The following is a 20,391-nucleotide window of genomic DNA, read 5'->3' on the forward strand; positions in this document are numbered from 1 at the left end:
GGGATGGATATATGAGGTGAACGCCTTAGCGGACGATCACGAAATGGGCGGCCAGGGCCTTTTCGGCGGCGGGGTCGAGTCCGGTCAAGTGCGCTTCGCTGACCTCGGCCAGCCGTACGATGGCGCGACCACGCCGGGGCACATCGGATTCACCCAGCGGCCCATAGAGGATCGCGATGGCGTTCTCGGTGCCGTCCTCGGCGTTTGGGTGGTACGGGGCAAACTCGCCAGTGAGGGTGACCAAGCCGAGGATCTGGCCTGGCTCCAGGGCTGCACCTGCCACGACGTTGATCGCTTCGCGGGAAATATTGCCGGCGCCTTCGGACAGCAGGAACTCACCTGCATGCATCGATTCAGTTTTCATGTTCTTGCTCCTTTCGAGTTGCCGTTCTGCGCTGCCTGACGGGAAGCCCAGATTGATTGGGTGTCGACCTGTTTGGCCTTGATAGTGGGTGCTGGGTCGTTTTCCAGCGGCAGGCTGTTGTCGATCTCAAAGCCGCCACCATTGCCCACCAGCTTGTCAAACAGGCGAGCCCTTACAGCGGCTTCGTCCAAGCCCGCAGAGATGAACTCACCGGTCAGTTCCGGCAGTCGTGCCGCGACACAAAGACCGTGAAGCGCTTTCGCCCTGGTCAGCGCGGCCTGGACCACCGCCTCGCTTTCCAACTTGGTAGTGGCGAGCAGCGGATCCACCAGGTTGCTAATGCCCGCCGCCGCACACCCCTGAGTGACCATCAGCGCCAGCATGGCCGCATCCAGCACGGGTGCCGGTTCCGGTGGATCGTCGGGCTCTGGCGGATCCACCTCGGGTTCTTCATCCATCTGCGCGAGTAGCTCGGCCGGCGCATGCTGGAACCGCTGCAGCACACTGCCCTGGCCGAGACAGGCTTTGACCTTGAGACCATCACCCACCTCATCCGCCAGGCCCAATGCCACCGCCTCATTGGCTGTGAGCCAAGTCTCAGCGTTGACCATACGCCGCAGCTCGGCCTCGTCGATATCCGGCGCCTTGGACTTGTAAGCCGCGATAATCGCCTCCAGGGTCTGGTCCAGCACATCAGCGACCCGACGGAAATCTTCGGCATCACCACCCGCATAGGTGTAGGGGTTGTGGATCATCAACATGGCGTTGGCCGCGATCACCACCCGGTGAGCGCCGCAGACTGCAACACTGGCCGCGCTGGCTGCCAGGGCGTCAATACGACCGGTACAGCGCTCGCCCAAGCGCGATAGAGCGTTGTGGATCGCCAGCCCGTCGAACAGGTCACCGCCGATACTGTTGAACGCTACGATTACAGGTGAAACGCCGTTATCCATGGCGCGCAGGTCCTGTACGAACTGATTGGCGGTAACGCCCCAGGTACCGATCTCGCCGTATACGAACACTTCGATAGTGTGTTGCTCGGCTTCGCCGCTAGCCCTGAGGGTGTACCAACTTTTATCCGCGACTTGTACCTGCTTGCCAGCCTTGTCATAGATGCGCGGTAGCGCTTTTTTACTCATGGTTGTTCCTTGTCATCGATCACTTCGATGGCTTCGAGAGTCGTGTAGTTGAGGCCGAGGTCTGTAGCCCTGGCGAGATCGGCGGCGTTTTCCGCGTCGACCGTTTCCGCGTCATAGCCGGTGCGCAACACCATCTCGCTGCGAGAGGCGAAACCCGCCTGCACTTCCATCCGCCGCGCCTGAACGTCCTGCACCGGCTGAATGTAGGCCCAGCCCTGCGGTACCCAACGCGTGCGCAGGTATTCGCGACGCCGTTGCGCGTAGTCCTCCAGCACAAGGGCGCCAGACAACACCGCCATGTCCATCCATGCTGCCCGCACCGGGCGACAGAGCTGATGCACATAAACGCCAAATTGCAGCTGCTCCAGGCGCCGCCGGAACTCGTTGAGTACAACCCGTAGCGCCCTATCATTAACCTCCCGCATGTCGCCGGTGAGGATCTCGTAGGGCGTGCCCGAACCTGCCGCCGCTGCCATAAGTTGCTGCCGCATAAAATCCGGGTAGTTGTTGCCGGCGTCCGGTGGCTTGGAGAACTCGACCTCCTCACCAGGTGCCAGCTCCTGCATGGTGCCGGGTTCCAGCGCGACCATCGGTGTGAAGCCGTCGCGGTCGGTGACCAGTAATTGCCCGGTGACAGGATCACGGGGTGTTTGCCCTGCATCGGGCGGCGGCCTGCTAATGAAACCTGCGAACAGGTTGGCAACCTCTTGGCGGAACAACACGGCATCATCGTAGTTGTCCAAACTGCGAAGACGCTTCAGCACCGGCGCCAAGCGCGGAACACCTCGCAACTGGCCAGGTTCCACCGGTTCAAAGATGTGCAACACCTGCGAAGCTGGCACTCGCACCAATTGGTTGTAACCGCTGTTCAACGATGAAGAATCGCGAGGGTGCGAGCGATACATCCAATAAGCCACGCGCTTGCCGGCCGGGTTGAACTCAATCCCGGCGCGGACGATGTTGCCGTTTTTGGTGGTCTCGAACTTATCGTGTGGGACGAATTCCGGAGCCAGGGTCTGCAACTGCAACGGTACCGCCAACCCTTCACCCAGGCTGCGAGGACGTAACCGAACAAAGCACTCGCCGGCGGTTTCAACGGTGCGAGCGACCAGCGCTTGCATGCCGTAGAAGTCAGTTAGCTCGTCAGCGTCCGCTTCGTCCACCCAGTCATCCCACAGCTGTTGCTTCACCTTCCGCAACGCTGCGTCATCGGTTGTCGGCCGGGGTGTAATGCCGGTGCCGATCAGATTGCTGACACGCTTGTCGATGACATTGAAGGCGTATGGATCATTGCGCACCGCCGCCCGCGAACGGGCGCGCAGGTTTCGCAGCGCCGGAGTGTTGATGCTGTTAATGCCGTTGTCGCTGGCTTCCCAGCTCGCCGAACGGCGGCCCTCTCCGGCGCCTTCGTAACTGGCCTTGATGTTCGACGGAAGCAAGAATCCACTACGCGAGAGCGTCGGAAATTGTCGGGCCATCAGATCCCTTTGCCTCCGTGGGTAAGCCGAACCACGCGAGAGCGGGGCCCAGCGGCCTGGATCAGCGACGTGCGAATCTCGTCGCGGGCCTTGAGCAGTTCGTCGATGGAGCGGTATTCCACCGTGCGGTCGCTGTAGCGCACGGTCTTTTCACCGCGTGCGATGGCGCGCTCGATGACTTCGAGGTGCTTCGGGGTAAACGACATATCAATTTCTCTTCAGATAGCCGCTGGTGGAACGACGGCGTTGCGGGGGTGCGGCAGGTCGCGATTGGGCGACAGGTGCAACCGGTGCGGGTGATGGAAGCGACTGACGCGCCGCAACTGGTGCCGGTGCCGGTGTTTCGTCAGCGTCGACGCGCTCGCCCTGCACGGGCTTGACGCCCACCACATCGTCGAACAAACCGGACTGAGCCAGCGCTTGGCGTACTCGCTCCCAGTCGTGCTCCTGGTAGCGGTTGATGCCCAGGTAATGCGCCATCGCCAGGCAGTACACCATCAGGTCGAGCGCTTCGTTGCGCTCGGCCTTGCCCTTGACCCACTCGATACGCTTGTAGCCTTTGACGTACCGGGCGACCTTGCGCTCGGCTACGCACTGGGCGAAGAACTCGTCCGGCAAGTCGTTGGCAAAGTGCAGCGAACCGGGGCCGTCCTCGAAGGCGTAGCGGTTGTAGATCCAGTCCTTCGCGGTGTCGGTACCGACAAACCACAGCTCGGCGCCGCCACGTTCGGTCTGGCCCTTCCAGGTCACATCGACCATAGACGGCCGCTGAGCAATCACCGGTTTGCCGGGCTTGCTCGCGCCCTTAATGGCGAAGATGTTGCGCCAGCGCCGCACACGGCAGAACTGGTACACCTCGTCGGTGTGGTGACCGCCGGAGTCGACGCCCGTCGCCAGGATCGCCAACGCGACACCGCACGGATGCCGATATCGAACCTTGAGCTTTTCGTCCAGCACCGCCCAGGTGCGTTCATCGGCAGGGTCGCCCCAGATCACCTGGTGGTCGACCACCCAGCGTTCCATGCCGACACCGAAGCCCATCACCATCAGTTCCAGACGGTTGGCTTGGACGTCGACAGCGCCGGTCAACATCAGCACGCCCACCGGCATGCTGCCGAGGGTGTAGGTCTCCAGCCGTGCCCTAGCAACCAGCACTTCGGCCTTAGTCTGCTCTTGCGCGCTGTCCCAGACCTTGGCGAGGCGGGTGTTGTAGAACACCTGCATCAGGCCCATGTCACCCTTGGCCTGGGCTTTCTTGGCGTCTTCGAACTCCTCGGCAAGTGAGGCCCAATCCTTCCAACCAATCGGCGAGTACAGCGCGTTGAGGTGGAAGCCCACCGTCTTGCCATCGCCGCCGCCATGGGCGCGCCACTCGCCACGGGCGAGCATGTCGGTCTTGTGGTGTTCCTCGATCAGCACATCACATTCAGGCGCGGCGCACTGGTAGTGAACCGTCTTATAATCCTTGCTGTAGAGCAGCCGCTCCCACTCCAGCACCTGCATATGCCCGCAGGTGGGGCATGGCACGTAGTAGTAACGCTGGTCGCTGGACTCGAACAGGTCCGAGATCCGCGAAGCGCCCTTGTACGTAGGCGAGCTGGAGAAGTAGATCTTGGCGTTGCGCCCGAAGTTTGTAGCCCGTGTTTCGGCCAGTACGACGGGGTCGCCTTCCTGGCCGACATCGTTTTCCCATCGGTCGACCTCATCACCGTAGATGTAGCGTGCCGACAGCTCCGACAAGTTGGCCGCAGAACCCGCCGTGGTGACGTACAGAGCGCCACCCTCAAACTCTTTGGTGTCCATGGTGTTGCGGGCATCCCGTGAGCGGCTGGCCGCTACACGCTTCGCCAGTTCCGGAGTGGCCTTGATCGTCTTGCTGATCCGCCCGGAAACACGCTTTGACAGGCTCAAACTAGGCAACAGCGCCAGGATATTGGACGGTGCCATGTGAATCAGGCCGCCCATCCAGTTCAAGGCGATCTGCGTTTTCATCAGCTGCGAAGCCACCATGGTGACCACTCGCCGACACGGATGCGCCGGTGACAGGCACCGCATCGGCTCTCGGGCATAGGGCGTCCGGTCGGTGCGGTACTGGCCCGGTTCAGGCGCGCCAGTATCTCGCGGGATGCGCATGTACTCGTCGGCCCACTCGTCGATCCAGAGGTCTGGGTCGGGTCGTAGCCCACGGAAATACGCCTCACGGTACGCACGGTCACCGTCAGGAAATTCCGTGGTCATAGGTCAGCTCGTCGTCATCGCTCGTTCAAGGTCGGACGAGGACATGCGTTCAGCCTCTTCCAGTGATTTACGGAGTGTTGCCGTCAGGTGTTTTTCGATGTCCCAGGGGTCGGTCATGGCTGCCAGCTTGTGGGACAGCTGGGGCAGCAGGCCGAACAACTGGTCACGCAGATGGCGCCCCGCGTTGTAGGCGCCAAGCTCTACGGCGTCCCTGGCGACCAGCGAGCCCTGAGCCTTGTGCAACTCGATCTCGGCCAGTTGCGCCAGGTTGTGTTCGCGCATGGCGCGAGCTTTCTGGAAGTCGTGGCCCTTCGCACCGCCGGAGATAGGCTGCTGCGGCGCAGCCGTGTTAGTCGGCTCGACCAAGGGGGACAGTTGACTGTAAACGTCACGCTGGATCCGGTCCTGCTGGTGTCGAGCCGCGACGGCAGCCTTGCTGGGGTCGGCGGTTTCGAGGATCAGCGCTTCAGTCGCCAGCACGTCCACCTTCTTGCCATCCGGCGAAAGCACCAGGCGGTTGTTGTCTTTCAGCCAAGTGATGTAGCTCGGCGTCCTGCCGATGCGAACCGCGAAAGCGCTTTTAGACAGGAACAGTGGATCCGTCATAAGCCCTCCTTTTCAACGGCTTTTCAATGGAAACCTTTCAATTTCAATGGATTGAATTTCAGTAAGCTGGCGGGCCTGCCGCTAACGCTTTCCCGCGGGTTTCATGCCCCGTGTCCCTCGAATGCTGCCAGGGTCCCCGGCGACTTTTCGGCGCACCATTTTGATGCAAGCCTCTACAGGCCACGTGTTTCGGGGCCTCCAGAGCATCAAGCCTGCCCGCTGCCCGAGGGCGGCACATCGCACACGCCCAACCGCTTGGCGGCCCAGCGTTCGTACAGGCCAATGGCGACATCGGCGCCGGCCATCGCGGTGAGGCAGCCAATGCTCCCCGCCGCCAGGACGGACATGCCCGATGCGTGCAACAACATCATGGTGGAGAGCCCGCAGACCACACAGGCCCCGGATCGAAGCAGCAAGCGGCGAACCAATGACCAGCCGCTTACCCCCGCTTTGTCGGCCCGCCATGCCTCTCCGGAAATACCGCCGATCAGGGATAGCAGGATCACCATCCAGATCGGCATCTCAATAAGCGCTTGCTGCTCGTTTGTCATCGCCCTACCCCATAAACGCAAAAACCCGGCGCAATGGCCGGGTCTAGTGTGGTGGTGTGTCCCGCTGCTCGCGGTCGCACCTATCGAAGATGACTACTTTTTACAGGTGGATTCTCATGGCAGCAACCCCGTTTTAATGCCACCCGGCGAATGTCTGGGCTACGGCTAGGCAATGTCGGTGAATATCTTTATTTCGGCTTCCAGCGCCTCCGGCGCTGTCCTACCTGCCCCACTATTCTAAATGGAGGTCGGACAGCTTGAGCCCGCTGAATTCGGGGCCTTGCCCTACTGCCCTACCTCTTTTAACTTTTTCTCGTGTAAAGAGAGAAAACTAAAAACACGCATGCGCGCCCAGGGCGCGTGATGCATCGCGCTACGCTCACATGTGCGGAGTGCAATAAGAGGTAGGGTAGTAGGACAGGCCACGGACTGCGCGGCCTGCGGCTCTCCTACCTTGCAGATTAAAGGTAGGACAAGGCCGGACAGTAGGACACATATTGGCAGAGTAATGCCCAGGCTCATGCGGCTTTGCCCATGAGGAAGCCATCAATGCTCACATGGGCATCGTGCAATCGACGGTAATACGTTGGCGCGCTGCACCCACAATGCAACATTTTCTGGGAGAGGAAGCTTTCCTGATTGCAGTAGTGCTCCCAAACCACCAACGCCAGCTCAGGCGCCAAGTGTTTATTAACGATCAGCTCAATATCGGCCGACTCATCCAACAAGATCCGACTACCGCGAGTACCACGTATCAGCTCGCCTTTGCACTCCATCAGCATGGCAATCATGTTGCCGCCACTCGGCCCGCCAGAGCCTTCCGGAACCGGCGAATGCAGATCCTGCGCCCAGAGCTTGAGCATTTCATCGATTCGCTTAATCAAAGCAAGGCTCCTCGTCCCGTTCGCTATCAACCTGCAGCGCTGATGCATTGCCCCAATCATCTGGCTTCTTGTAGGCATATGGCCGAATACCACTTTTCGGCAACGCCGGCAGTCGCACCTTTCGCCATCCGAGGCGATGCATGATTGCCCCCACGCGCATTTGCTCGGGCTTACCCCAATGGCCGTAATCGAGTTTCAGCGCGCCAGCTAAAATATCCTCTCCGCTCGCTGTCGCGCCGATCTGAGATTCTTCCAACCACTTGACGACCGGCCCTTCCCACTCATCCACGACAAAGCGCGATTCCTGCGCTTCGGCGAATAGTAGCGCCTCATCCCGATTGACCCACCAAATGTCACCGGACTGATAACAGAACATCGCTTCAGCCCAGAGCTGGTCGCGGACTTCGCGCAACTGGTCCAAATCGACCTTGGTACACGCGACAGGCCAGTAACGCCGGTTACCCGTGGCGTCTTTGAGATATTCGTCTTGGTTCGTCGTACCCACAAAAACACACTGGCGTGGCACGTCCATCGTTCTTCGGCCGTAGCTCTCGCGATAGGTGTCAGTCGACGCAGAGAAGAACTGCTTCGCTTTGGTCGACTCAGCTTTGTTGAAACTGTCCAGCTCCCCCAGCTCAATGATCCACTTACCACGGATCGCCTGGAAGCCATCCTTATCGCCCAGGGCGAAAGGTGTATCCATAAACCAGGCACCGCCAAGCACAGACATTGCTGTTGATTTACCGGCGCCCTGTGCCCCTTCGAGGATCATCACCGAGTCAGCCTTACAACCTGGCTGCATCACGCGCCCTACCGCTGAGACCATCCAGCGCTTACCAACCTTCGAACTGTAGTCAGTTGCTTCAACGCCCATGATGTCAGTCAACCAGGTAGCCAGCCGTGGAACACGGTCCCATTCCAGACCGTGGAGGTAATTGCGTACAGGATGGAAGGCATGATCATGAGCAACCACACTAACCGCTTCGATCACGCTGCTGGCCTTGACCCGAAGGTTGTACTGTTGTGCGAGCCACTTCATTACAAGCATGTCGTCGATATCTGCCCAGTCGCCGACACCACCACCGTATGGGGCAGCACGTAACTTAACGATTTTTGAGCTGAAGGCGCTGAAGCCGATCACTCCAGCCCAACGCTCATCGTTGCCGAGGATTAATTCGACGTTCTGCATGTGCGCTATCAGGGAGCCGTTTTCAGTTCGGGCCAATTGATCTTTCCAACCACCAGCTGCAGGAGGCTTAACCACCGCCAACACCTGGCGGCGGACAGCCTCCAATCCCTCGGCAACATGCAGGTCGTTGAAGTCGGTCCACTTGATCTCGCGCTCGCCGGAGAACACAGGGCCGACTACCTGACCACCAACGACCAGCGCGGCGTTGTTGGCTTTCTCTTCGCCTGGGTTCCAAGGGTCACCGTTGGGACGCTTAGTTTTCCAGTCGTCGTCCCGGCAGATGATCAGCGGACAGCCAGGAAAGCGCTCGCGCATCGCTTTGGAGACCGGAAGCAGGTTGCCCGCGTCGAAGGCGATGGCGACAGGGAGCGAAGTCGCCATGTGCAGACTTGCGCCCGTGGCGTAGCCCTCACACACCAGCACCGGCTCGCCGGGTTCAGGGTGCGGGCCGATTAAATGGAAAGCGCCCTCTTTAGACATACCGGGCGGCCAGTACTGCTTATCTCGGCCAGTGTCTTCTTGCTTGACGGGGAAGATCACCTGCAGGCCGACAGTTTGGTCGCGCACATTGCACATGGGGACTAGAAGTGCGCCGGTACGTGGCGCATAGCGAACCCTGAAGCCGACGATCTGCTTTCGATCCAGATAGGCGCTTTTACCCTTTTCGGGCATGCGCCTGAACAGGCTGGCAGCACGGTTGGCCGCTCGGCGTGATGCGTTGGCCGCGATCTCGGCTGCCTTGCGCTTGGCATCTTCTTGGCGAGCGCGCATGACTTCGCGCTCTTCAGGGCTCATCCGCCCGGCCTTGACCTTGATCTTTTGGGTGTCGCCGGAGCGCCAGTCACCGAAGCTGCCAAAGATCAGCATCTCGTTTTTCTCGGTCCGGTGTTCATGGACCACGTACCAGCCGTTTTTTTCCTTGCCCTTATCCTGGGTAGTTTTGCAGCGAGTGAGCTTGCCGAAAACCAACGGCTGATCAGGCTCAAGGCCATAATCCGCGAACTGATTGATTACCTCATCGAGCATAACGGGAGGCCCTTAGATCGTCTGCGGATTGGCAATCAACACAGTGGGTGCAACCGGGCTGTGCCAACCGACGAGCTTCTGGGATTGGCTCATCGCATTCATCACAGAACATCAACGAATGCAGGCTCGTGCCAGAAAGCTGGGCTGCGCGAGCAGCTAAAGCCTGATCAAGTCGTTCCTGCACCAGGTCATTTGCAAAATCAGCAATATCAGCCACGTTCCACCCCACGAGTAGTCTGGTTGACGTAACGGGCGCGGTTGTACATACCCAACAAACCCTGGATGCCGCGAAACACCAACTGGCGTATCTCAGCCAACTCACCGTCGTCGACTTTGCCGTCGCCAATATGCTTGGCCCAAGTTTCGGACAGGTCCGCTACCTGCCGGAAGAACTGCGCAATCCCGGTGGTAAGGGTTTCGGGCATGTCATTGGTGTACGACTCGGCCAGCTCCTGCCAGATCGTGTCGCCAACAAGGCCGTGCACAGCGTCGAGAATTCGACGGTCCTTGGTCAGTTCGAGAATCTCGCCGAACTCTTGGACGTTTACGGTGTGCGAAGGGTGGGTGGGAGACAGCTTGTGTTGCAAAGTAGTGGCATTACGGCCGGTAGTGGCTGCAATTGCAGCGGCGCCGCCTGGATAATCCCGTGCGGCGTGGTACAGCGCTAATTCGAGCGTCAGGACTTCCCGTTGTGCTCGATCAACGCAACTCAGAGCAATTCGGCTCATGGCATTAATCCTTATAAGTTGCCAGTGCCGCGCGGCGTGCAGTGGTGTTACATTTGCCGCGTGGCTTGAAAGGGCCCAAACGCCGGCAAGATCCTCAAGATCGAAACCGGCACCGTGCCGAGGTGAGTGATCCGTCTCTCACCTCTGGCGCAACAGCTGCCCAATCTGTGGTGGAAAAGGCAGCAACCCAAGACATCCGTGTCTTGGCAGCGCGATAAAGGGAGGTGGTTTGCATGTGGTGTGCCCTCCTACCTTCGTCGCGACCCGACAGCACTGTGGTGGTGTGTGCCGGGAGGAACTGGGCGGCCCTAAGGTCGCCTTTTTTCTTAGCGCTCTATGCCGCCTGTGCCGAAACACCTTGAACCGGCACTGGAAAAATATCTGGCAAATCAGGTCTCAATTCATGAGGCAAAAGTCCCCATGCCAAAGCTTTCGCAAGGGGACGAACCTGAGCAACAGGAACCCCTCTATGTCGCCAATTGAAAAAGCGCTGAGGGCTTACATCGCATTCTCTTGCGAGTTGCGAGGGGCTTTTACCGGCCCGCTCAGCGACCAGCACTATCAAATCGAACACCTGGTCAGGCGTAGTCATGACATCACCTTATGCAAACAAAACGAATGACATAACCAAACAATACGTTTGTTATCATTTTTGTGCAAGGGCTGTAACATTCTGTTTATGAACAAACAACCACAACGCCTAAAAGGCCAGCGCTTTCGTCAAGCCCTGGAAGACTCCGGACTCTCTGGCGCGGAACTCGCCCGGCTGCTTGATCTGGAAAACGATCAGAACGTCACCAACTGGAAGGCGAGAGGTGTCCCTGCCTATATGGCGGGCCAAGTCGCTATGACTTTGGTAGTTGAACGCGATTGGCTTGAGGGGAAAGATGTCCCTATGCGGACCTCGAATACTGCACGAGGGAAAGCACCACAAGCGGCTAATGACTCCCCCCTGTATGTCCTTGAACCCATGGCCCCTTGGGATTCAAACACCCCACTTGAAGAGGATGAGGTTGAGTTGAGGCTATACAAGGAAGTCGAACTCTCGTCGGGACCAGGAAAGGTTGCGCGCACTGAGGTTCAAGAGATTACTGGACCAAAACTGCGATTTTCTAGGGCAACCATGAGAAGTTGTGGCGTTGATCCTTCGAACGCAGTGTTTGCCACAAATAGCGGCAACAGCAATCACCCACTGATTCTTTCTGGTGCCACTGTCGGTATCGATAAGGGAATGACCAGAATAATTGATGGAGAAATATACGCGATAGATCACGATGGGCACTTCCGCATCAAATTTCTTCAGCGCACCCCTAATGGGGTAAAAATGAGGAGCTTCAATTCCGACGAGTACGCTGACGAAGACTACGATTTTGATCAAATAATGGCTCAACGCGTTGTGATTTTGGGGCGGATTTTCTGGTGGTCATCGATACGCCCATTGAAAGGCCCCTCTCTCATCTAAAACCAAACAAAATGTTTTGACCAGGAACCAAACATGCTGTTTACTTGCCTCACTCTTCCACCACAGAGCGAGGCAATACCATGCACACCACTGCCACCCTGCACGTCCACCCGGCCGCTGCTAACCCCTCCCGCATCTTCGAAATCCGCCGCTTGGCACAACACTGCGGCTGCGCTTTCATCGCTTCCAAACCCAAGCTGAAACAGCGCTCCGCGACTGTGCCATTCGATCCAAATGGCGGAGGGCACGCGGCATGAAGAAGTACAAACTCGACAACCGCACCCTGACACTGCTCAAGGCTCAGGTCTGTCTGACCGAAACCTTCAACCACCATCTGCGCGCCGAAACGCAACGCGACGTCATGGCCTTCCGACTGCAGGTCGAACGCCGAAAAGTAGACACGCATTTCACCGTTGAGCTGGGCAGCGAACGCCACACACTGACCTTGACCAACAGCAAGAAGATGCACCTCAAGCTTGCTGACTTCATTGAGGAGATCGTCAACGGGCCAACCACTTCCGTCGATCCTTCGTCTCCGCCGCACGCTGATCGCCGTTATGGCCTGTTCCAGACCGAACACAAGCAGCAGGTATTCGAGCTGATCCGCACCGGCGGCGCACTCAGTCTCGATATGGGTTTTGAGTTGCCGATCAACTTGGCAATCCACCGAAACAAGACCCGCGCAGGAATCACCACAATCATGAGCATCGGCGTGAAGAAGCCGCGCACCAAGTGTTTCACCGTATGCGGAAGTGACGTGGATATCTATTCCATGGTGGCAGAATCCATCACTCACCTGGCTACCGTGGCGACCCCTGCCGCGCATGCAGCTTAGGAGGCCGTGATGGAACGTGACCTCCAAAAAACCGCCAAGTACTTCGGCCTGACCCGTCCCAAGCTGATCGCGCTCATGCGTGACAAGGGCTTGCTCAACGACCGCAACCTGCCGGCTCTCCCCGTGCGTGACCGGGAGTACCTGCGGATCAAAGACAGCAACTGGTACCACGAGAAAGCGGGCATGCAGTACAGCCAGTCGACCAAGGTTCGGCAAGCCGGTATTCGCTGGCTGGCCGAACAGCTCGGCCTCGAACTACCAGCCATCCAGGCTGATAACCGTGACGTGGCCTAGGGAGTACGCCCGCCAGATCGTCGCCATGCGCACACGCGAGGAGCGCAACGCCGCGCTCCTCGAAGTGCCGGAGCATCTGCGGGAGCTGACTAAACGCCATTGCCTGAATGCCTGGAATCATCCTCAACGGAAGAAACCCAATGACTGCACACGCTGAACAACAGCCACTAAGACTGCTGCCCGCACCCGATCCGGTGACAGTCGAACTTCTGTACCGGACCTTTGGTGACGTTCTGATCCCGGTGGAAAAGTTGCGCGAACGGTACTTCCGGAACCTCAACGAAGGATCTTTTGCCGACGCAATTACCACAGGCCGAATTCAATTGCCCGTGACCACACTGGTCAACAGCCGCAAGGCACCGAAGTACGCCCACATCAAGCATGTGGCCTCGCTAATCGACATTCGCGCCTATAGGGCGGATGAAGATATGCCGCGACCAGAAACCGACTCAACCGAGCAAGGCTAGTAATCCCCAACGGCTGCCACCACCAGCCAACAACACCAGGAGCACACCACATGACTGCAATTCAAATATACGCACTGATCAGCATCGTTATCGCGCTTGGGATCCTCTACTGGGTCGGCTACAAGGGCGGCTTAACGGATGGTCGAGCCGAGGGCTATGAGGATGGCCACGCTCAGGGTTTTATGGAAGGGATAGACCAGGGCGAGTCAGCAAGCGCTACCGAACTTGAGCAAGTCACCGAGCGATGCCGGCGCCTGCAACTTATCTTGGATCTTAAACCACAAGATCGACTCACCCTGTTAGCCATCGCCGAAAAGCTGAAGCTTGCGGCTGACACCTTCAGAGCAGTGAGATCCGAGAGCCAGGCAACGCAAGCACTTGCCTTACGTGACAAGGCTCTGGGCATGGCTGCCCTGCTGGATCCATTCACTCTGGAGGATGCAGCATGAACTTCATCCTCACGTTCACCGGTAAGCACTTCAACCTGTACGAGCCAGACGCCGACATGATCGACCCACGGGACATATCGCACTCGTTGGCCCAATTGTGTCGATTCAATGGCCACACTCGCGAGTTTTACAGCGTGGCACAACACAGCTGCATCGTCGCCGAGCTGGTGCCGGAAGAGCACAAGTTAGCGGCCCTGCTCCACGATGCGACCGAGGCGTACCTGGGCGATATGACCCGGCCACTGAAACAGTGGATGCCCGACTACCGAGGATTTGAGGACGTCGTTTGGGGGCGCATCTGTGAGCGCTTCGACCTGGCCTTAGATCTACCCGCATGCATACACCAGGCTGACCTGATTGCGCTGGCCACCGAGCGCCGCGACCTCATGCCAACCGATCCGGCTATCTGGGATTGTTTGGTCGGCATCGAGCCCATGGTTGAAATCATCCGTCCATGGCCTGCCGCAGAGGCACGCAACACCTACCACCAGCGCCTGATGGACCAACTCGCTATTGAACACCGGAGGAAAGCGGCATGAAGAACCACCAGGACAACGCCAATGCCCAGCCCGCTTTGCTCCGCACTGCAGGTAGCGTCAACACCCTAGAAACAAACAGTCTCTGCTGCGTAGCAGCAGGCATTATTGCTCCTCCCAGCGCCACTGCCGAGGCACTTATACCCCACGAAAAGCTGCGCGGGGCAGCGCTCAGTGATGCAACGCTAACCGCTTCAGTACGCCCGCTCGCGCAGCCTGCCTTGGGGTATACGCACGCCTCGAACGCTGCCGAGCAGGGTTGCCCAACCTGCAGCGATTGGCCTATGGAGTTCTGCGATCAATGTATTGCCACCGGGAGGACTTGGTGATGCTTAAACGCACCCTCACCCACTTCCACCTCTGCTGTGGCCTGGGCAGCGGCGCCGCTGGCTTCAACGACTCCAAGCCAGTCCTCGGCACCGTGCAGGCAGAATGGCGCTGCCTAGGCGGGGTCGACGTCGACCCCGCCGGATTGCGCGACTTCCAAATGATGACAGGTGTTCCTGGCACGCTGATGGACCTGTTCACAAGAGATCAGTACACAGCGTTCCACGGCCAGCAGCCGCCAGCCGGTTGGATCGAAGCCACCGCCGAGGATCTGCGCCGCGCCGCCGGCAACGAAGACCCGGACGCGGTGTTCATCAGCAGCCCCTGCAAGGGCGCATCGGGCCTGCTTTCCGAGACAATGAGCCAGACTCCCAAATACCGGGCGCTCAACGAGCTGACGTTGCGGTGTGTGTGGCTGATGTGCGAAGCCTGGAAACACAAACCGGTGAAGTTGATCGTGTTCGAAAACGTGCCGCGCCTAGCAACCCGTGGCCGCTACCTGCTGGATCAGATCACCAAGCTGCTCCGCCATTACGGCTACGCGGTGGCGGAAACCACCCACGACTGTGGCGAAATTGGCGAGCTGGCACAGAGCCGCAAGCGTTTCTTGCTGGTGGCCAGGCACGTCGAGCAGGTCCCGGCGTTCTTATATGAACCTGAAAAGCGGAGCCTGCGCGCTGTCGGTGATGTGCTGAGCCGCATGCCGCTGGCCGGCGATATCGAGCAGGCGGGGCCGATGCACCGGGTGCCGGCATTGCAGTGGAAAACTTGGGTACGCCTGGCTCTTGTTGAGGCAGGCAAGGATTGGCGCAGCCTGAGTCGGTTTGCGATTGAGGACGGTCATCTTCGTGACTTCGTGATCGTGCCGGAATACCACAACGGCGTGCTCGGGGTTGTCGATTGGGATGATACAGCCGGCGTGGTTGCAGGTGCGAGCCGGCCCATGAACGGCAAGTTTTCGGTGGCAGATCCGCGCCCGACCAGCAAATTTGAATACACCCAGTACGGCGTGCTGCCCTACAACCGCCACTGTGGTGTGGTAACCGGTCAGCGCAGCCCAGGCCAAGGGACGTTTAGCGTTGCAGACCCGCGCATGAGCGGCGAGCGTCACAACAACGTATTCCGGGTCGTTCGCAACGACCAAGCCGCCGGAACTGTCACCGCAGGGCACGGCCCCAGCTCCGGCGGGCAGGCGGTTGCAGATCCTCGGCAACCGTCCAAGGGCTTCGGCAAGTACCTGGTCACCGACTACAGCAAGCCGGCCGGCACCGTCATCGCCGGCAGCACCACCGGGCAAGGCGCTTTCGCCGTGGCAGATCCTGCTTACAAAAATTGGCACCCGAACGCCAGCACCCAAAAGCTGCGGATCACGCCCTGGTGCGAGAGCGCCAAGACCGTAACCGGCTCACAACAGGTTGCCAGCGGAGCTCTATTGATCGCAGATCCGCGCCCAGGCATGTCGCGCTCCAAGGGCGATGCTTATCTGACCGGCGGGCACTATGGAGTGGTCGACTACAACACGCCGGCCGGCGCAGTGTCCGCCAGCGCCTGTCACGACAACGGCCGGTGGTCGGTTGCCGATCAGCGAATGCCAGCGCCCAATGACCGGCTGACCTGCATGATCACCAGCCTCGACGGCACCTGGCACCGCCCGTTCACCACCCTGGAGCTTGCCGCGCTTCAATCGCTTTTTGATCCAGATGAGTACTGGTCAACCGATCCTCAGACGGCCCATGAAATCGAGCGGATGCAGCGAGTTCGCAAGATTGAACAGGCAGGTGTATTCCGGCTGGACGGTATCAATGACGGCAGCCACCGGGAGCGGATTGGCAACGCAGTACCGCGCGCTGCAGCCCGAGCGATGGCCGATGTGTTCGGCATGACCCTGCTGCTTTCTGAGGCTGGGGAGACGTTCATGCTTAGCAACGTGTCGATTTGGGTCAAGCCCGTGGCAATTGCCCTGAGCATGGCACAGCAAGGAGAAAGACAATGAAACCATCATGCTCAGACAATCAAGATCTCTGGACAACTGATTCATTCGAAGACTCTGTGGCTGCGGCTCTGATCACATGTTTTGAAACAAGAATCAAAAAAAACAAAGGCGCCGGCCCCAACACACTCAACCTGGAGCGGATGAATTTAATTAGAGGAATCGGCCCTTACGTTCCGAGCAAAGATAGATTCATCATAGCGCCCAGCTCAACTAATGCTGGGGATTGGGAATTTGACATTATCAATGACCCTTTACCCACCGTCGGATGTGTAGGTTTTACAAAAACGGTACAAGTGCCCAGCGACGAGTACGGAGGTTTTTTTCAAACGGCATACGTTCGACAAGCCAACACCTTACCAAAGACTTGGCACAGACGTTCGGGCGGACAACTGTACGAAATAATAATTGCCGCATCTGAAAACCACTTTATTGAAGGTGAACGCTCGTTTTTTTGTGTAACTAAAGAAGGCAAAGTAGTTGCATGCGAACAACGCTTCGACGTAGCTGGCCGGTACAAAACCAGCGAATATCTAACGACGCCGGAAAAAGAACTGAAAGGGCGGGAAGCTATGGCTTCAATCGCCTTGCAATTCATAGCTGATAGTCGCTACTGCTGGACAATTGAAGCACGCGAGTCCAATTGCTTAGCTCGATTGGGATCTATGCCTGAGCAAATTAAGTCCCTGCTTTACGCAAGATCTATACCGCTTACAGCTACCGGCAGGAAGCGCCCTATTCTACATCTGGTCGCCGCGCATCAGCGCCGTTTAAAAAACGGCATTGACATAGATATAACTGGATTCCTAAGAGGCATTCAAACGGTTGAAATAGAGGGAACTTGTTTTACAGTCAAGCCTGCCAGAGTGCTACTGCCGGAGTTATCAACGAACAGCAAGACCAAATACGCAATGAGCGGTGAATGAAATGAATAACGAACTTTCAGCCTTGCTCTTAACCTCCATGAGCTCACTGCAATCCAGCAACTCAGTCGGCGCACTATTTAAAATGCTGGAGGATTTAGCATGAGCTTCCCTAGATGGGTAATGATCAACCGCGCCTCGGAGCTTACTGGCTACAGTGAAGACGCTATTCGCCACAAAGTAAAAAACGGCACTTGGGCCCAAGGCCGTATTTGGCGAAAGACCCCAGACGGCCGTATAGCAATCAATATGACGGAGTACGACAAGTGGGCCGAGAGCGCACCTCAGGAAGCGGCTTAGAAACCGAGCTGGCAAAGCACAAGGGGATTGAGATACACGGCGGCAACCTGCGAGTCGTGTTCATGTGGCGGCGTATACGCTGCCGCGAATCCCTCGGCCTTCCGATCACCAAAGCCAACATCAAACACGCCGCCCTGTTAAGGGCGGCGATTCTTCACGAGATAAAAACCGGCCATTTCGACTATGGCCGGCACTTTCCCAACTCGAAGCACGCGACCAACTACAGCAGTGCCAAAGACGAAAGGCTCGGCGCGCTGCTGGAGCGATACAAGCCGCTGAAGGCGGTGGACATCACGCCGATGACGGAGGAGAAGTACGGTTACGCCTTGGACATCTGCACTGCTCTGGTGGGCATTGATCGTCTTGCCGGCGTTTTGTTACCTGAAGACATCCAGCTGCTGCGGACCTTGCTGATCGCTGATCGAGCGCCATCGACCGTAAACCATTACCTGGCGACGTTCGCTGGTTTTTTGAGCTGGTGCGAGACCAATGGATATTGCCGCAAGGGATTATCAGAAGCGTGCAATCGGTTCGCAATGCAGGGCCAAGAGCCGGATCCGCTTACTCGTGACGAGTTCCAGCTGCTTGTTGATAAAGGATGCCTCCACCCCCAGGACGCTGCAGCGATTACCTTGGCCGTGTATACCGGGCTTCGACCAGGTGAGCTATGCGCGCTAGCTGTAGAGGACGTCGACCTGGACGCGGGGCAGATCAACATCACCCGCGCCATAACCGCCAACGGCACGTTCAAGGTTCCCAAAACAGGCAAACCGCGCTCAGTACTATTAATGCCGCCAGCGATCGAAGCCTGCAGGGTATTGATGTCGCTCGTTGCAGATCATCCTGCACGCTCCATTGAGGTGTTCCAAAATAGGCATGAAATCCGGAAAGATAGCGTCACCCCATTACTTTCCCCGTCCACTCAGGCGCGCAAGAAGATCATAAACCCTTGGTTTGTTCCCACTGCTTGGAATACCAAGTGGACGGCGATCCAGAAGCGTTCCGGCATCCGTCCGCGCCGACCATATCAGACTCGCCACACCTACGCATGCTGGTGCCTAACAGCTCGTGGCAACCTTGCATTTATTGCGAAGCAGATGGGACATAAAGATTTCACTATGCTTGTGGAGGTATATGCCAAATGGATGGACGACGAATCCCCTTCCGAGCTCCAAAGCATCTGGGCGGCATTACAATCGCAAAATAGCTCTAACCCTCTTTCACTACCCCGTCATCGACAGTTCTAACGGCGTCCGCCGTTGCTATGGATACAAGCTCGCGGCGGACCAACTCAAGATCGCTTTCCAATCGATTTAGCTTTTGGGACAAATGACGTATTGTTTCAACACACCGCCTAAAGCCATCGTCATCTCGATCAACGTTCATCGCAATAAAACTAGCATGAAGGCCAGTCAGCATATTTAACTCAGTTTTAATCTCTTGTAAGGCGTGCAAGATTTCCTCTTCACGATCCCTAAGCCTGCTGGCACCATCCTTAACCCAAACTTGCGAAACTCTATCGAAGCGCCACTTACCGGGAGATTTAGGCCAAGTAACATTGAGCGCCAAATCTAACAACATATTATCCCGATCATCGACTCGAATATCACGAATCTCTTTAACAGCCTCTTCAGAATCATTTTTATTGAGATATTCACTGGCTCTCTCTAAAAAACGATCGGGGGAGTACATATAAAACGACGAACCAACCACCGAAAGGAATTCTTCGATCAGCTTTGGCTGAGGCCCAAGAGTTTTCCCTTGAAATCCAGACCACCAATCCTCTTTTGAATCACCCGTCACAAAGACCACTGGCGTACGTTCAAGCTTAGCTTTGTCGAGAATTTGCAACCAAACTATGTAATCCCCATAAGGCCGACACCTCTCCTCAAAAATAACGGAATCAGACATTTTTTTAACGTCACAAAATCCTGGAGGAATTCTCTGCTCGTACCTGATTTGGCCTTCCTTCAAAATGTCCTCCAAGCTCTCACGATCAAAAGCCCGCCCGACTCTCCCTTCAAACAACTCTCCTAGTTGCTCTTTTATTTCATCTGAATTGATTCTTTTGTCATGCACACGTTTATTATCGGTTAGCTCTGTCACTAATCGCGCAAACACCGCCAAACTTTCATTGAGCGTTTCCTCACTTACGAACGGATGCTGATTATGGCTTTCTAAACTTTTCTTCAGAACCTCTACCTTCTTCACAGCATCATCATATATTTTCCCCTGCTCACCTATGACGGTTAGTCGATTATTCAAATACTCGAACGCTACTTGATGAGGAATCCAGAGCCGCTCACCTAATGCCTCAAATACCTCAAGTAGCTTTTCACGAGTAAGATCTGAATATCTATAAAGATCGAGAAGCACATTGGCATCTAGAACAAAAATGCAGTCGTCCCACATTTTGTCGATATCATTCATCTCACTTGGAAAAAAACCTGGGAATTCGCTTTTCATTTTGCTTTAGCCTTGGGTGATAGCTAGGTGATGGCGTCCACCTCAACATAGCCTCGACTGGCGATCTCTACCAGCCCCTATGTTAACCTCACTCAACTCAACAGAAATCTGGTCGATACCTGTTTGGATTTCGCCCCAT

The 20,391-nt window shown here is 57.2% G+C and carries 22 protein-coding genes; 9 read left to right on the forward strand and 13 right to left on the reverse strand.

Annotated features, from left to right (window positions below; genetic code table 11):
* Positions 1 to 25: 25 nt before the first annotated feature.
* The 12 genes from ASD70_RS00295 to ASD70_RS28015 all read right to left on the reverse strand — a co-directional run bounded on the left by ASD70_RS00295 (position 26) and on the right by ASD70_RS28015 (position 10,795).
* Positions 26 to 364, reverse strand: coding sequence for a head decoration protein (locus tag ASD70_RS00295; protein WP_056845397.1), 339 nt, complete (start codon positions 362 to 364; stop codon positions 26 to 28).
* Positions 361 to 1,503: a head maturation protease, ClpP-related gene (locus ASD70_RS00300; RefSeq protein WP_056845398.1), complete on the reverse strand. Its 1,143-nt coding sequence runs from the start codon at positions 1,501 to 1,503 to the stop codon at positions 361 to 363. The genes ASD70_RS00295 and ASD70_RS00300 overlap by 4 nt, the downstream gene beginning before the upstream one ends.
* Positions 1,500 to 2,981 carry a phage portal protein gene (locus ASD70_RS00305; RefSeq protein WP_056845399.1) on the reverse strand — a complete coding sequence of 494 codons (1,482 nt, stop codon included), beginning with the start codon at positions 2,979 to 2,981 and terminating at the stop codon, positions 1,500 to 1,502. The genes ASD70_RS00300 and ASD70_RS00305 overlap by 4 nt, the downstream gene beginning before the upstream one ends.
* Complete coding sequence (locus tag ASD70_RS00310) at positions 2,981 to 3,187, reverse strand: phage head-tail joining protein (protein WP_023658791.1); 207 nt, start codon at positions 3,185 to 3,187, stop codon at positions 2,981 to 2,983. Before ASD70_RS00310 ends, ASD70_RS00305 begins: the two co-directional genes overlap by 1 nt.
* A gap of 1 nt (position 3,188) precedes the next feature.
* Positions 3,189 to 5,219 (reverse strand): phage terminase large subunit family protein, encoded by a 2,031-nt coding sequence (locus tag ASD70_RS00315; protein ID WP_056845400.1) that lies wholly within the window; start codon positions 5,217 to 5,219, stop codon positions 3,189 to 3,191.
* A 3-nt stretch (positions 5,220 to 5,222) separates the two neighbouring features.
* The gene (locus ASD70_RS00320) at positions 5,223 to 5,825 is read right to left on the reverse strand and encodes a hypothetical protein (protein WP_056845401.1); all 603 of its coding nucleotides are present in this window, start codon (positions 5,823 to 5,825) and stop codon (positions 5,223 to 5,225) included.
* 206 nt (positions 5,826 to 6,031) lie between these two features.
* Positions 6,032 to 6,376, reverse strand: coding sequence for a phage holin family protein (locus ASD70_RS00325; protein WP_003172128.1), 345 nt, complete (start codon positions 6,374 to 6,376; stop codon positions 6,032 to 6,034).
* A 518-nt stretch (positions 6,377 to 6,894) separates the two neighbouring features.
* A complete protein-coding gene (locus ASD70_RS00330) occupies positions 6,895 to 7,260 on the reverse strand; it encodes a PA0613 family protein (RefSeq protein ID WP_056845402.1) in 366 nt (121 codons plus the stop codon).
* Positions 7,253 to 9,475 (reverse strand): VapE domain-containing protein, encoded by a 2,223-nt coding sequence (locus ASD70_RS00335; RefSeq protein ID WP_056845403.1) that lies wholly within the window; start codon positions 9,473 to 9,475, stop codon positions 7,253 to 7,255. The genes ASD70_RS00330 and ASD70_RS00335 overlap by 8 nt, the downstream gene beginning before the upstream one ends.
* Positions 9,465 to 9,692: a TraR/DksA C4-type zinc finger protein gene (locus tag ASD70_RS28010; RefSeq protein ID WP_082561396.1), complete on the reverse strand. Its 228-nt coding sequence runs from the start codon at positions 9,690 to 9,692 to the stop codon at positions 9,465 to 9,467. Before ASD70_RS28010 ends, ASD70_RS00335 begins: the two co-directional genes overlap by 11 nt.
* Positions 9,685 to 10,203, reverse strand: coding sequence for a phage regulatory CII family protein (locus ASD70_RS00340; RefSeq protein ID WP_056845404.1), 519 nt, complete (start codon positions 10,201 to 10,203; stop codon positions 9,685 to 9,687). Before ASD70_RS00340 ends, ASD70_RS28010 begins: the two co-directional genes overlap by 8 nt.
* A gap of 334 nt (positions 10,204 to 10,537) precedes the next feature.
* Positions 10,538 to 10,795 (reverse strand): YdaS family helix-turn-helix protein, encoded by a 258-nt coding sequence (locus ASD70_RS28015; RefSeq protein ID WP_082363218.1) that lies wholly within the window; start codon positions 10,793 to 10,795, stop codon positions 10,538 to 10,540.
* An 87-nt stretch (positions 10,796 to 10,882) separates the two neighbouring features.
* Between ASD70_RS28015 and ASD70_RS00345 the strand changes: the two genes are divergently transcribed.
* From ASD70_RS00345 to ASD70_RS00390, 9 genes are all read left to right on the forward strand, one after another.
* Positions 10,883 to 11,665, forward strand: a complete 783-nt coding sequence (locus ASD70_RS00345; protein ID WP_056845586.1) for a S24 family peptidase — start codon at positions 10,883 to 10,885, stop codon at positions 11,663 to 11,665.
* Positions 11,666 to 11,918: 253 nt separating this feature from the next.
* Positions 11,919 to 12,500, forward strand: a complete 582-nt coding sequence (locus tag ASD70_RS00350) for a hypothetical protein (RefSeq protein ID WP_056845405.1) — start codon at positions 11,919 to 11,921, stop codon at positions 12,498 to 12,500.
* 9 nt (positions 12,501 to 12,509) lie between these two features.
* Positions 12,510 to 12,794: a phage antirepressor KilAC domain-containing protein gene (locus ASD70_RS00355; RefSeq protein WP_056845406.1), complete on the forward strand. Its 285-nt coding sequence runs from the start codon at positions 12,510 to 12,512 to the stop codon at positions 12,792 to 12,794.
* Positions 12,795 to 12,934: 140 nt separating this feature from the next.
* Positions 12,935 to 13,261, forward strand: a complete 327-nt coding sequence (locus ASD70_RS00360; RefSeq protein ID WP_056845407.1) for a pyocin activator PrtN family protein — start codon at positions 12,935 to 12,937, stop codon at positions 13,259 to 13,261.
* A gap of 50 nt (positions 13,262 to 13,311) precedes the next feature.
* Positions 13,312 to 13,710 carry a hypothetical protein gene (locus ASD70_RS00365; RefSeq protein WP_056845408.1) on the forward strand — a complete coding sequence of 133 codons (399 nt, stop codon included), beginning with the start codon at positions 13,312 to 13,314 and terminating at the stop codon, positions 13,708 to 13,710.
* A complete protein-coding gene (locus ASD70_RS00370) occupies positions 13,707 to 14,249 on the forward strand; it encodes a hypothetical protein (protein ID WP_056845409.1) in 543 nt (180 codons plus the stop codon). The genes ASD70_RS00365 and ASD70_RS00370 overlap by 4 nt, the downstream gene beginning before the upstream one ends.
* Before the next feature lie 325 nt (positions 14,250 to 14,574).
* Positions 14,575 to 16,566 carry a DNA cytosine methyltransferase gene (locus tag ASD70_RS00380; RefSeq protein WP_056845410.1) on the forward strand — a complete coding sequence of 664 codons (1,992 nt, stop codon included), beginning with the start codon at positions 14,575 to 14,577 and terminating at the stop codon, positions 16,564 to 16,566.
* A complete protein-coding gene (locus tag ASD70_RS28815; RefSeq protein WP_156382900.1) occupies positions 16,563 to 17,489 on the forward strand; it encodes a hypothetical protein in 927 nt (308 codons plus the stop codon). The genes ASD70_RS00380 and ASD70_RS28815 overlap by 4 nt, the downstream gene beginning before the upstream one ends.
* A gap of 263 nt (positions 17,490 to 17,752) precedes the next feature.
* Positions 17,753 to 19,033 carry a site-specific integrase gene (locus ASD70_RS00390; protein ID WP_056845411.1) on the forward strand — a complete coding sequence of 427 codons (1,281 nt, stop codon included), beginning with the start codon at positions 17,753 to 17,755 and terminating at the stop codon, positions 19,031 to 19,033.
* Here ASD70_RS00390 and ASD70_RS00395 read toward each other — a convergent pair.
* A complete protein-coding gene (locus ASD70_RS00395) occupies positions 18,996 to 20,252 on the reverse strand; it encodes a PIN-like domain-containing protein (protein ID WP_056845412.1) in 1,257 nt (418 codons plus the stop codon). The two genes, ASD70_RS00390 and ASD70_RS00395, sit on opposite strands and share 38 nt — an antisense overlap.
* Positions 20,253 to 20,391 lie beyond the last annotated feature (139 nt).

This window comes from Pseudomonas sp. Root569 (assembly GCF_001427465.1).
GTDB classification, from domain to species: Bacteria; Pseudomonadota; Gammaproteobacteria; order Pseudomonadales; family Pseudomonadaceae; genus Aquipseudomonas; species Aquipseudomonas synxantha.